This is a genomic window from uncultured Virgibacillus sp. (assembly GCF_947495635.1).
In the GTDB taxonomy this organism is placed as follows: Bacteria; Bacillota; Bacilli; order Bacillales; family Amphibacillaceae; genus Virgibacillus; species Virgibacillus salarius.
The window spans coordinates 1-11,899 of sequence record NZ_CANMAB010000118.1; the positions used below are offsets into that span (position 1 = coordinate 1).

Genomic DNA, 11,899 nt, shown 5'->3' on the forward strand with positions numbered 1-11,899 from the left:
AGGGATACCTCCGGTTCTGTTTGGGTGTGATTACTTTAACTTTACCAGAAGGTATCCCTTTTGCGTACATAAATCTCTAAAAAAGTGGTACTCACCAAATTATTGGCGAGTACCACTTTTTATTTTACTGGGTTTTGTCCCAGCCCCTTATATTTACAAAACAACTCGAATATATATATGGGGGTGGGTGATGATGTAGTTGCAGAAACTCATAAACTAGCTGAAAAAGATTATATAAAAGGCATGAAATATAAAGACATTGTTGCTAAACATGGAGTATCAATTAATACAGTAAAGTCATGGAAACACAGGCATGGATGGGAACGAAATAAGGGTGCACCCAAAGAAAAAAGTGTGCACACAAAAAAAGGTGGTCAACCTAGTAACAAAAACGCATTAGGCAATAAAGGTGGCGCTCCACAAAACAATAGCAATGCTGTCAATATCTACCAGAAGAAACGCTAGATATAGTGAATGATATTGATAGTATTTCTCCATTAGATATCCTTTGGATGAACATTAAGATGCAGTTCGCTCAAATTATGAGAGCGAACAGATTATGCATGTAGAGAACAAGGATGATTTGACAAAGGAACTAAAGAAATCAAAGTACGAGGTCATTCCTATGGGTGAGGAAGTAAAGCAGGTTCCAATTGAAGAAGAATATGAGTTGCAATTCGCTTGGGATAAACAGGCGAATTTTTTAAATTCTCAAAGTCGTGCTATGGGTGAATTGCGAAGCATGCTAAAACAGTTTTATGAAATGGCTGATTACGATGATCAAAGGCTGTTAGAGGTTAAACGAATAGAGACAACAATAGATAAAACGAAGAAAGAAACAGAGTTCATCGAGGAACGCACTAAGCTTATTAAAGGCGAGAAGAAAGATACTAGCTTGTTAGATGTTCTAATAGATGCGGTGACGGATGATGAATAAGAAAATAAAGTTATCGCCTAAGCAAAAACAGCTAGTAAAGCAACTGTTTGATGTTGGTTTAGAAGTGCAAGAGGGAACGCCTCGATCAGGGAAGACAACAGGCGTACATTTTCGGTTAGCGTATCTTTATACCATTTCAAGAGATACAAACCATTTAGTTAGTGCCTATAATCAGGAACAAGCTTTCAGGCTATTTATTGACGGTGATAGAACTGGGTTAATGCATATATTCGGTGATCTAGCAAAAATCAAACATGATGAACATGGGGATCACTTAGAGATTCATACTCCTAAAGGCGTTAAAAAGGTTTATTACAAAGGTGGAGCCAAAGCAAATAGTGTTGGTGCTATTACTGGTATGTCATTAGGTTCTGTGGCATTTGGGGAAATCAATTTACTTCATATGTCATTCATACAGGAATGTTTTAGACGAACAATGGCAGCACAAGATAGATATCATATTGCAGACCTTAATCCACCTGCACCTAATCATCCATTATTAAAGAAGTATTCGACGTACAAAATACACAATGGACTCATTGGACCATCGAAGATAACCCAATAATTAGCGAAGAACGAAAGCAAGAAATCTATGAAACCCTTAAAAAGAATCCGTATTTGCTTGATCGTGACTGGTTTGGAAAAAGAGTAATGCCTGAAGGCGTTATCTATTCCATGTTCAATCCAGCCATTAATCAGATTCCTGCTTTGCTAGGGAAACCATATGAAATGTACTTTGAGGCTGATGGCGGGCAATCCGATACTACTTCATGTAGCTGTAATATTGTTACATTGTACGATGGTAAATTTAGATTGAATCGGGTAGTTAACTACTATCATTCTGGTGCTGAAACAGGACAAGTAAAAGCCATGAGTACCTATGCCAAAGAGATTAAAGAGTTTATTCATTGGTGTGTCGATAAATATCAAATGCGCTATCAAGATATATTTGTGGATCCTGCCTGTAAATCATTAAGAGAAGAACTTCATAAAATCCAAATTGATACAGCAAGGGCAGATAACAACGCCACAGATGCGAAAAAACAGGGTGGAGGTATTGAGGTTGGTATAGAGCGATTCCAGAACTCTATGACTAATGAACAATTTTTCTTAGTGGAGACAGATAAATATGATCATTACAACTTTATCAAAGAAATTGGCATGTATGTACGTGACGATAACGGTAATCCAATAGATGACTCGAACCATGCGCTGGATGAGGCTAGATTACACACATTTAGAATGGCATACATGGGAAGCTGACACGCTAATTATTCAAAACACCTTACATGTTAGTGATACTAAAGGAGAATTAGGAGTTAATATTACAGGTCGCTTTGATGATTTTTTCCCTGGTGTTGCAATAAAAGCAGTATATCCTATTAAAAAGGAGAAGAAAGCAAACTCATTTGTGTATTTCAAACCTAATATTGCTAATAACATCGATACTCAAAGCCCATTGGGTATTTCTTTATTTGCTAACGTTAAAAACAATAGATACCCAATTAGATAGCTTTAATAGGGGTAAAGGACTCCACCCATATAGCATTAATGCCTGATTTAGTAAAATCGCTCCTATGTTAATTTTATTTTCCTGTTAATCCACAAGAGTTTCCGCAATATACGAATATACCGTAATATCCTAATCCTTGGATACAAGCTACACAACCTAAACCAGCTGTACCCACACAAGCTGCTGCACATGCTACCGAAATCAATCCAAGTGCCCACGTTGGCAGTCCTTGGTCTGATAAACAATTAGTCATGCATTTAAAATTAGATTTTGCTAATTGTAATTCATCAGTACTCGTACCCTCATAATCTGCAATTTCTACGCTTTCCTCTTGTGCTAGTTTGTCATTGATCCAAGTTATTAATATTCCTTGTCCATTATTATTTTTATAAACAATTGTTTCTACCTTGGATTCATAAGTATAATCGTTATCATAAACAATAGTAACTCCACTTAAAAGTTCAAAATTCTTTCCTTTTAAAGGAATACGAACTAAGTATTGCTGATTTTCGTTATCAATAGTAACAAAAGCTTCTTCGAAATTTAATTCTCCTTCAGAATTCAAATTTATTTTTTCTTCTAAGAAATCATTTTGTGCCTATTTATCAATTTTTGTTCCTCTGTTGTATCAACTCTGTTAATTTTCTCTAGATTACCCATCATTTCATTTAGAGTATTTTCAATATCCTGTTGTGTGCTTGCTTGGACAGACTGAGCCCCCAAAAAAGAATTACTAGTAAAAGTAAACATAAGTAAAAAGCTCATTAAGATATAAAACGACTTCTTCATAATTTTTATTCATTCCCTTTATTTTTTTCTTCTAAGAATTTAGTGAAATATGCGGCTAAACCTAAAAGAAAAACAGATATTCCCCAGATGATTATACCTTTCCAAGGAAAATCAACCAATAAACTTATTGTTTGAATGATGAAAATAGAAACTAGTGTTAAGGCAGTAAGTTTCTTCTTTCCTCCTTTTAAACGGCTTATTTATATATTTCTATATTAAATCATTTTTTCTTGCATTTAAATGTAATATTTTCCAAAAAAACTTAAATTTACCTAACTCTTATATAGATAGCAATAACAATGTTACGGAGCGTTATATTCGTGTCTTGAGGTGAATGAAAAGAGTATTCTGGCTTATTGTTACTACCGTAAAAAAGTGAGAACATTTAAGTTAGATAATATCCTTTCAGCTGGATCAGTTAGAAAGCGAGTTGGTGCTTAATGGTTAAAAGATAAAAATGGTTAAATGGAATTAGTGCTTTTAGCACAAAAAGTTAATTAGACTCTCGAACTATATTATTATTTTTTACAAAAATGGAATATTATACTATTTAAGTATGTTATTATAGGGAAGTGTTTTTCGAGTTCAGTGAAGAGGGGGGAGAAAGATGAATAAAACATTAGTAAAAGCAATAAGTGTTACTATTGCTTTTATGCTAGTTTTTGCAATGGTGGGGCCAGTTTATGCTGATGCACGTACAAAGACAAGTGAAAGTAACATCGTTAAGAGGCATACAAGTTCAATAAATGTAAATGCCAATCAGGCAGAGAATGTAGAAGTTCAGCCATACGGTATAAAAACACAATTGGTGAAGGCAGCTCTAAAGCATGGTGGATCAGCAGCAGGTAAACTTATAAAAAAAATACCTTTTAAATGGGCGAAAAAAGTTGGCGCTTCCATTGAGAAATGGGGCTATAAAGCGGCAGGAGTAGTTGGTGAGCTAACTAGTTTTAGTGAGTCGTATGTAACACTTGCATTAGCTAAAGCTGGTATACCACCTAACGATGCAGCGTTACTTGCTAAATTTATAGTTTTCTTTTTAGGATAATAGGTCTTATAATACAAACATAACAGCTATTAAAAAAGTTGTTATGTTTGTACATACACTCATTAAAAGAGAGGAAAGGAAAAAATGATAAAAATCATAGTTCTTTTCTTTTCTATTTTTGTTCCGATAGCAGTTGTGTTTTTTTGGTTCATGACGTATCAAACGAAAAAAGAGGAAAAGGAACAGGAACAGGAACCTTTCTATATTAAAATTATAACATCTTCAGCTATATCGTTTATTTTGACACTTGTATTAATGTTTTTTATCTTTATTGTTTTTGGGTCTGCCACATTTGCTAACTCGCTCTTGAATTTAGACTTAGATATTAAAAGAATGTTGCTTATTTCAATAGTTATAGTTGGTTATTCTTTAGTATTAGATCATTTCTTTTTTAATATTATAAAATACATAATTGGAATTAATTATATGTTACTTATAACAATAAGTATCATTAGATTTTTAATATTCCTTTCCATAGGTTTGTTCTTTTCTTTAAATTACAATACAAATATTATTCTAGCATGTGCATTTGTTATATTACTTTTACTAGTAGATATTTATAATGTAACAAGCAAAAAGAAAAATGATTAGTATAGATGGGAAAGAAATGCAGTAAACCAATGGTCAATACTAAACAATTATTGATGTATTGACTAAAAAATAGCCCTCACAAGAGTGAGGGCTATTCATCATAGGGTCTGTATTTTCTTCTAAGTTCTTCTAATTCCTCTTTTTTGGCTAATACTACGTTTTTAAGAAAAGTTTTAGGTTGATTTTTTGCAGGTTGTAGCTTTCCAGATTTAACTAGATGACCAACTCTAGCTTTAGATATTCCTAATATTTCAGCCGTTTCAACAGTAGAAAGTAAATTCTCATTTAAAAAATCAAGAAAGTCGGCATACTGATTCAAACTGATATTTCATAAAGTCCTATCGCTCCTTTTTATGGGAGATAATTAACAAGATAACTCTAAATACATGGATTAAGATTGTTAAAGCATATAATGCAATGATAATAATGTAGGTGTAGAATGAAGTTTAAGTAATGTTAGGAGCTTGTAACATGTGAGGTTTTTATGAGGTCTCACAGGAATCTCACCAGTAATGATAAAATTTCGAAATAAAACGAAATCCCATAACTATTTTTAGATGTTTTTTCGCTTGAAATAATTAAATAGAATGTTGATGAAATCCTGAATATTTATCTGAATTATGGGCGGCATGATGTAATTCATGCTCCAAAACTCTTGATAAATAAGGATTATTGAGTTATTTGCTAACAAAATACTAACATGAAGTAACAGAGATTTCTCAATGGGTTTCAACTCTTGAGAAGTCTCTTTTTGTCTATTCACTGCTTGAAGTAGGTTGGAATTATAATTTTCTTAGAAAAAACAGTGAAAAAATTTAGAATTTAGCCGGGAACGCTCGTGACTTTAGTCGTGGGATGAATTGGCTGCGTATACGATGTACAGATTAGATACTGAAGGTAGATTTCTGTATACCAAGTATCCGACATGATAAAAGTTTGCTAAAAAGGTTTCTTTAATGAGGGTAACTTGCTGTTTTGGTGGTGTATTGCCGAAAAGAAAATATCAAAAAAATTGAAGATGAAAGAAAAACGATATAAAAAAGAATACATGACTTTTATAGATGACTCAAACAAAGTAAAATTAATGTGAAGTCTTGTCACTAAAGAGAACAAAATAGAAGAGGGGATTCAAGTAAAAAATACACACAATTATACAGGACTTATGGTAATCCTCAGAAATTATAGAATGATAAAAAGGTGTGGATATGGTGATGGCGACAAAAAAGAATTCACAAGCTTGGGAAGGGGCAAAAACACGATGTCGTTTGAATGAGACTGATATACAAATGACCAAGGAGTTGAGGATGACACCAAAGAGCTTAATTAAAAATATCCCAGTCCCTAATCAAAAAAGGAAAGCAACTGTTAAAGTATGGATTCGTAATCTTTATGGGGAGATGTTTGGTAGGGGCCTAACAGTTAACCCAGCTCTCAGTAAAGCATTAAGAAAATCTATGAAGCAAGAAGATGCGATTGTATCTAAACGCTGGGTGGATGAGGAGGACTTACCGTTTTGATGAAATCTAAGATTAATCGATTATCTGATGAAGAGATAAAAGTTATATTGAGAGCATCTGATGAAATTATTGCAAAAGGAGGAAGAACACTTCTTGCTAAAATCTTAAAGGGTTCACGGGAAAAGAAAGTATTGCAACTGGGGTTGGATAGGTGTCCTGTCTATGGTTATTTTAAGTCAGAGAAACTAGATGAAATTATGAAAAAAATTGATTGGATGATTGATTATGATTTTCTAGAAATTGAGTATGACGGAAAATTTCCAATGATTGTTTTCATGGAGCGGGGTTGGTACATAGAGTCCGATCAATATGCTGATGAACTTTTAAATGAATGGAAGGAATGGGCCAAACAGGGAAAACAAAATCCTGATATGAGCTATTTAAAGGATCGGAATAGGAAAATGATTCTATTATTGCTTGAGAAGATTAAAGAGTCCGGAGATCAAGCGTTTATTCCTTATTTAGAATTATGGGAGAAAGTTGATTATAAAAAGGTAAGAGCTGAGATTCGAACAACTATAAATGTAATAAATAGAAATGAGCCGATTGATCATTCAGTTGTAAAAGCAAGGACAGAATCTATAAATGAAGCACTAGAGGGCTTAGAGCCGCATGACCTGCTTTTAAAATGCTGGATATGTGGAGTAAGATTTACTTTTACAACGGGAGAGCAACGATTTTATGAGAAAAAAGGCTTTTCATACCCGAAAAGATGTAAAAAGTGTCGTAATGAAAAGGATATCTAATTCTCTTATTAACAAGTGAGTTTAGTAAGAAATTTTTAAATGAAGAATATTCGGATGTAATTAAAAAAGTTAACATGAATCTGTTACACCTAATTGGACAAGTTAGTTAAGGTCAGATAGACTTGGCTCAAATAAAAGCCGAGGAGATTTTAAAATGCCCAAACGAGCGAGAAAATATTTTTCCAAAAAATTCAGGTGATGTAATAACGCCTGAAACCCTATGTGAAGGAGTTTGTTTGATAACCCCTGAATAACATACCTTTTGTTATTTAATAAAAAGGATTTACTTTATATTGTAGAGAGCTTCTGATTAGTTTATTGAACTTTTGAGAAGCTCCTTTTTAATTCTATAATTCTACTTATAGTTAAATGATGGAAAGTCCTAACTGTATTGTTGACATGAGTTATCATATGAAATACTATAATATTAAATGAAAATGATTATCATTATCAAAAAAGGGGAATACATATGCTAAATAACCAATTACATAAAAAATGGGGATTACTTTTATTTGTTGTACTTATGGTTACACTGCTTGTAGCTTGTGGATCGGAAGAAACTTCTTCAGAAAACGCTTCGTCTGAGGAAGGGGAGAAGTCTTCAAGCGAGAATTCAAAAGAGCGGGAAATTGATCACGCTATGGGGACGACAACTATCAAGGGAACCCCTGAAAAAGTTGTGACGCTGTACCAAGGAGCAACGGATACCGCTATTGTATTTGGGGTGGATCCAGTAGGAATCGTTGAGTCCTGGGTAGAGAAACCTATTTATAAGTATCTTAGAGATGATCTAGAAGGAACGAAATTAGTGGGGGAAGAGACACAGCCAAATTTAGAGGAGATTGCGAAGTTAAAACCGGATGTTATTTTTGCATCGAAACTCCGACATGAGGAAATCTATGAAAAACTAAATAGAATTGCTCCCACTGTAGCCATTGATCAAGTCTATGAATTTAAGGAAACAGTTAAATTAATGGGAGAAACGTTGAATAAGCAAGATAAATCAGATGAAATCTTGACCAATTGGGATGAACGGATTAAAGATTTCAATAAAAAAGCTGCCGAAAAGTTAGGAGATGAGTGGCCGCTAAATGTTTCTATCTTGAACTTCCGAAGTGATCATGCTCGTATTTATTTTGATAGTTTTGCCGGAATGATTCTTAGAGAAGCAGGCTTCACTAGACCAGAGAATCAACAATCAGATGAATGGGGTATGAAGCTAACCGATAAAGAAAGTATTAATGAAATGAACGCTGATGTTTTCTATGTTTTCATGAGTGATGACCCAGCGATTAAAGATAATTATAAAGAATGGACGAACCACCCTCTTTGGCAGAATCTGGACGCTGTAAACAATGACGAGGTTCATATGGTCGATGAAGTTATATGGAACATGTCCGGTGGAATTCAAGCCGCAAACTTAATGCTGGACGATTTGTATGACAGGTTTGATTTAGAAAAATAAATGACGAAAGATAGGAGGATTTCTCCTATCTTTGTTTCTTTGGGGAGAAAAATAATGAACAAATTTATAAACAATCGACATTTAAGGTGGATAACGCTTCTTGTTCTATTGCTTTTATTTGTAATTGCATCTTTTTTAAGCATATTTTTAGGAAAAACCTCTATACCTCTCTCTACAGTTTGGGACGCCTTCTTCCATTATGACCCTTCCGACACAAATCAGGTCATTATTCGTACGTCGCGCTTAACCCGAACATTAATTGCTATTACCATAGGAGCAAGTCTATCCATTGCCGGAGCGCTTATGCAAGCATTGACGCGTAACCCATTAGCAGCACCTGACATCTTTGGGGTGAATGCAGGAGCACTATTTTTTATCGTCGCTTCAGCTACCTTCTTTTCAGTAGAATCCTTAAGCGGGTATATGTGGATTGGCTTTATAGGAGCTGGACTTGCGGGGGCGATCGTATATTTACTAGGTTCAATGGGGGAAGATGGCTTGTCTCCAGTTCGCATTGTCTTAGCGGGTGCTGCAATTAGCGCGCTTTTTATCTCATTCACGCAAGGGATGCTCGTTTTGGATGAACAGCGTATACAAAGCGTGTTGTTTTGGCTAGCTGGTTCTGTGGCGGGTCGGGAATTAAGCCTTCTTCTACCGGTTCTTCCTTTTATCTTAGGAGCCATTATTATTTCGTTATTGGTTGGAAAGCCACTGAACATTCTTATGTCTGGTGACGATGTGGCTAAAAATCTTGGGCTAAACACCAATTTGGTTAAATTGGTAATCGGAATCATTATTGTGTTTTTAGCTGGAGGCTCTGTAGCTATAGCAGGATCGATAGGGTTTATTGGCCTGGTTGTACCTCACATTGTTAAAGGAATCACAGGACCAAATTATCAATGGATTTTACCGATCAGTGGTATATTCGGGGCTACTTTGCTATTATGTGCTGATATCGCAGCACGACTCGTCATTGCCCCTCAGGAAATGCCTATAGGAGTTATGACGGCTCTTTTCGGAACGCCATTTTTCATTTATATAGCTAGAAAAGGGGTGAAGAAAAGTGGGTGACTTTTACACAATCAGAAGTAAAAATGATAAAATTTCAATGCAATTTCATAAAAAGTCGTTGTTTATTTTGATTTGCTTATTATTGCTTACGGTAGTTTTCTTTATCATAAGCCTTTCAGCAGGAAGCAGTTATATTCCTGTGGGAGCGGTTTTTCAAGAGCTCTTTAGTGAAAGCGATTATACTTTTATACTTCATGAACTCCGAATGCCCCGTGTAATAATGGGTTTCCTTGTGGGTGCAGGGCTTGGAGTTTCCGGGTTAATTCTACAGGGGATGATTCGTAATCCTCTAGGTTCTCCGGACATTGTAGGAGTAACAGGAGGGGCGTCTGTAGGAGCGGTTTTGTTTATTGTTTTTTTACTGGGTGAGATGAGTGTCAATTGGCTTCCCTTGGCTTCGATTATTGGAGCAGCAGTTACATCAGCTATTATCTATTTATTATCATGGTCAAATGGGGTGACTCCCATGCGATTAATTCTTATTGGCATTGGCATTTCTGCATTGACCAATGCCATAGTGACCATGTTTATGGTATCAAGTGAGTCTGCCATTGCTTCTAAAGTATATCTATGGTTAACCGGAAGTTTATACGGTGCCAATTGGCAGGAAGTAATCATTCTCCTTCCCATTATCCTTACCTTGATCTTTCTCTCGCTATTTTTTACAGGGATTGTAAATGTCAAGCAATTAGGAGACGATATAGCGATCGGTATGGGTGTTCGAGTTCAATTTTTCCGCTTTCTATTACTTGCTTTGAGTGTTGCATTAGCTGGCGCTGCTGTTTCTTTTGCAGGTGGCATAGCTTTTGTTGGGCTAATCGCTCCTCATATCGCTCGGATTATATTGCATAAATCGTTTGCTAATTTAGTAGTTGGTTCTGCGCTTATCGGATCGTTAATAGTGATGGGAGCTGATATCATAGCTCGTACGGCCTTTTTGCCATCGGATATTCCTGCTGGAGTATTTACAGCTGGGATTGGGGTACCATTTTTCATTTATTTACTATACCGCAATAGAAAGGGGTTTCGTTAATGATTCCTGTTCTTGCATTAATGGAAGAGGTAAAATGTATTGAATTTTTAAATCATCAAATGCAGCGAATCTATGCTCCCAACTTAAAGGTTACTGCGTCAATGATGATGAAGAAGTACGCTCAGGTTCTTCCAGCTCAGGTATTGGATTCCATGTTATGGGAAGAACAAGCCAAAATCATTCCCCTTTCCTCTTGCACCATTAGCGAGCAGTTGGATATTAGGGTAGATGCTCTACAGGTCAAATATACTGACTCACGACAGGAGGCTTGGGAGGGGCTTTTTGCTTATCATATCTTGCCATTGTTGCAGGCGTTTCACCAGGTGACAAATATTCCTCTTTTTATTTTATGGGAAAATGTAGCGGTTCGGCTCAACTCTTTCTTTAGAAAAGCAGTGGAGAAATATCCCGATCATCGCCAAAGAATTATTGAACTTGCTAGAGAATTGAATCAATTGGATGGAAGCTATTTTGATTGTATGAATCATCCTATGAGTAGTTATCTGACTAATCCCAACTCTCTCAGTGAACAAAAAATAAGGCGTACGTGCTGCTACTTTCATAAGCTGGAAAAAAAGAAGGAAACACTCACACACTGTCTGGTGTGTCCACTTCATAATAAGAATTGTTCGTCTTAAGAAGAGTGGTGGATCGACGGCAGTAAATGTCCAATTTGTTTAACTACCATCCGTGGAGATAAACAAAAGCCCACGGATTAAAGTTTCATTTTATATAATGTTAGGCTGATTTTCATGTGATTCACCAATAGGCATACAATTTCAGCTTGTTTTTAAAAGCATAGCTAATAGGAATGACAATGGATTATATATCTTATTAATCTAAAAATTTTACAGTGTATTGACTTTGCTTGTAGAGATTACTATAATCGTGAAGTTACATGATGAGGTGTATAAAATAATAGTTGAATTTAGTGGCTTTAGAGGTTAAGAAATAGTTAATTTCTAAAGTCTTTTATTTATCCCGCATATAACTGGCAGTAAGACCCCACATCAAGCAATTAAGAGAACCTAATATTGGTGAGTAGGGATCAACTGCCAGTAAATGTCCGATTGGTTCACCTAACAATCCGTGGGGGATAATACGCCACCCCACGGATTGAAGTTTCACTTTATCCCGCATATAACTGGCAGTAAGACCCCACATCAAGCAATAAAGAGAACCTAATATT

The 11,899-nt window shown here is 35.5% G+C and carries 13 protein-coding genes and 1 pseudogene; 11 read left to right on the plus strand and 3 right to left on the minus strand.

The window, feature by feature from the left end:
- Window positions 1–183 precede the first annotated feature (183 nt).
- The 3 genes and pseudogenes from Q1A47_RS20945 (at window position 184) to Q1A47_RS18210 (ending at window position 2,200) form a co-directional block, all read left to right on the plus strand.
- On the plus strand, window positions 184–465 hold the full coding sequence (locus Q1A47_RS20945; protein WP_318279903.1) for a phage terminase small subunit-related protein: 282 nt from the start codon (window positions 184–186) through the stop codon (window positions 463–465).
- A gap of 94 nt (window positions 466–559) precedes the next feature.
- Window positions 560–937: a hypothetical protein gene (locus Q1A47_RS20950; protein ID WP_308036077.1), complete on the plus strand. Its 378-nt coding sequence runs from the start codon at window positions 560–562 to the stop codon at window positions 935–937.
- Window positions 927–2,200: pseudogene (locus Q1A47_RS18210) on the plus strand (PBSX family phage terminase large subunit). The gene Q1A47_RS20950 and the pseudogene Q1A47_RS18210 overlap by 11 nt, the downstream one beginning before the upstream one ends.
- Before the next feature lie 323 nt (window positions 2,201–2,523).
- Here Q1A47_RS18210 and Q1A47_RS18215 read toward each other — a convergent pair.
- Window positions 2,524–3,015 (minus strand): hypothetical protein, encoded by a 492-nt coding sequence (locus tag Q1A47_RS18215; RefSeq protein ID WP_166530730.1) that lies wholly within the window; start codon window positions 3,013–3,015, stop codon window positions 2,524–2,526.
- An 831-nt stretch (window positions 3,016–3,846) separates the two neighbouring features.
- On the opposite strand from Q1A47_RS18215, the gene Q1A47_RS18225 reads away from it, so the two are divergent.
- Complete coding sequence (locus tag Q1A47_RS18225; RefSeq protein WP_166530729.1) at window positions 3,847–4,287, plus strand: hypothetical protein; 441 nt, start codon at window positions 3,847–3,849, stop codon at window positions 4,285–4,287.
- Window positions 4,288–4,371: 84 nt separating this feature from the next.
- Window positions 4,372–4,878, plus strand: coding sequence for a hypothetical protein (locus tag Q1A47_RS18230; RefSeq protein WP_166530728.1), 507 nt, complete (start codon window positions 4,372–4,374; stop codon window positions 4,876–4,878).
- 91 nt (window positions 4,879–4,969) lie between these two features.
- On the opposite strand, the gene Q1A47_RS18235 is transcribed toward Q1A47_RS18230, so the two are convergent.
- The gene (locus Q1A47_RS18235) at window positions 4,970–5,197 is read right to left on the minus strand and encodes a helix-turn-helix domain-containing protein (protein WP_228088997.1); all 228 of its coding nucleotides are present in this window, start codon (window positions 5,195–5,197) and stop codon (window positions 4,970–4,972) included.
- Between the two features lie 892 nt (window positions 5,198–6,089).
- On the opposite strand from Q1A47_RS18235, the gene Q1A47_RS18240 reads away from it, so the two are divergent.
- The 6 genes from Q1A47_RS18240 to Q1A47_RS18265 all read left to right on the plus strand — a co-directional run bounded on the left by Q1A47_RS18240 (window position 6,090) and on the right by Q1A47_RS18265 (window position 11,348).
- Window positions 6,090–6,395 carry a hypothetical protein gene (locus Q1A47_RS18240; RefSeq protein WP_051388273.1) on the plus strand — a complete coding sequence of 102 codons (306 nt, stop codon included), beginning with the start codon at window positions 6,090–6,092 and terminating at the stop codon, window positions 6,393–6,395.
- Window positions 6,395–7,141 carry an RQC-minor-1 family DNA-binding protein gene (locus Q1A47_RS18245; protein WP_166530731.1) on the plus strand — a complete coding sequence of 249 codons (747 nt, stop codon included), beginning with the start codon at window positions 6,395–6,397 and terminating at the stop codon, window positions 7,139–7,141. The genes Q1A47_RS18240 and Q1A47_RS18245 overlap by 1 nt, the downstream gene beginning before the upstream one ends.
- Before the next feature lie 469 nt (window positions 7,142–7,610).
- Window positions 7,611–8,606 (plus strand): ABC transporter substrate-binding protein, encoded by a 996-nt coding sequence (locus tag Q1A47_RS18250; protein ID WP_166530727.1) that lies wholly within the window; start codon window positions 7,611–7,613, stop codon window positions 8,604–8,606.
- Between the two features lie 54 nt (window positions 8,607–8,660).
- Complete coding sequence (locus Q1A47_RS18255; RefSeq protein ID WP_166530726.1) at window positions 8,661–9,677, plus strand: iron ABC transporter permease; 1,017 nt, start codon at window positions 8,661–8,663, stop codon at window positions 9,675–9,677.
- Window positions 9,670–10,710 (plus strand): iron ABC transporter permease, encoded by a 1,041-nt coding sequence (locus Q1A47_RS18260; RefSeq protein WP_166530725.1) that lies wholly within the window; start codon window positions 9,670–9,672, stop codon window positions 10,708–10,710. Before Q1A47_RS18255 ends, Q1A47_RS18260 begins: the two co-directional genes overlap by 8 nt.
- Window positions 10,710–11,348 (plus strand): hypothetical protein, encoded by a 639-nt coding sequence (locus Q1A47_RS18265; RefSeq protein ID WP_026680386.1) that lies wholly within the window; start codon window positions 10,710–10,712, stop codon window positions 11,346–11,348. The genes Q1A47_RS18260 and Q1A47_RS18265 overlap by 1 nt, the downstream gene beginning before the upstream one ends.
- Before the next feature lie 334 nt (window positions 11,349–11,682).
- On the opposite strand, the gene Q1A47_RS18270 is transcribed toward Q1A47_RS18265, so the two are convergent.
- A partial coding sequence (locus Q1A47_RS18270; protein WP_299632647.1) for a hypothetical protein occupies window positions 11,683–11,899 on the minus strand: 217 nt, incomplete at its 5' end.

Coding starts and splice junctions, on each gene's coding strand:
- Q1A47_RS18225 (WP_166530729.1), top strand. CDS start 3,847: ATGAATAAAACATTAGTAAAAGCAATAAGTGTTACTATTGCTTTTATG.
- Q1A47_RS18230 (WP_166530728.1), top strand. CDS start 4,372: ATGATAAAAATCATAGTTCTTTTCTTTTCTATTTTTGTTCCGATAGCA.
- Q1A47_RS18240 (WP_051388273.1), top strand. CDS start 6,090: ATGGCGACAAAAAAGAATTCACAAGCTTGGGAAGGGGCAAAAACACGA.
- Q1A47_RS18265 (WP_026680386.1), top strand. CDS start 10,710: ATGATTCCTGTTCTTGCATTAATGGAAGAGGTAAAATGTATTGAATTT.
- Q1A47_RS18255 (WP_166530726.1), top strand. CDS start 8,661: ATGAACAAATTTATAAACAATCGACATTTAAGGTGGATAACGCTTCTT.
- Q1A47_RS20950 (WP_308036077.1), top strand. CDS start 560: ATGCATGTAGAGAACAAGGATGATTTGACAAAGGAACTAAAGAAATCA.
- Q1A47_RS18245 (WP_166530731.1), top strand. CDS start 6,395: ATGAAATCTAAGATTAATCGATTATCTGATGAAGAGATAAAAGTTATA.
- Q1A47_RS18250 (WP_166530727.1), top strand. CDS start 7,611: ATGCTAAATAACCAATTACATAAAAAATGGGGATTACTTTTATTTGTT.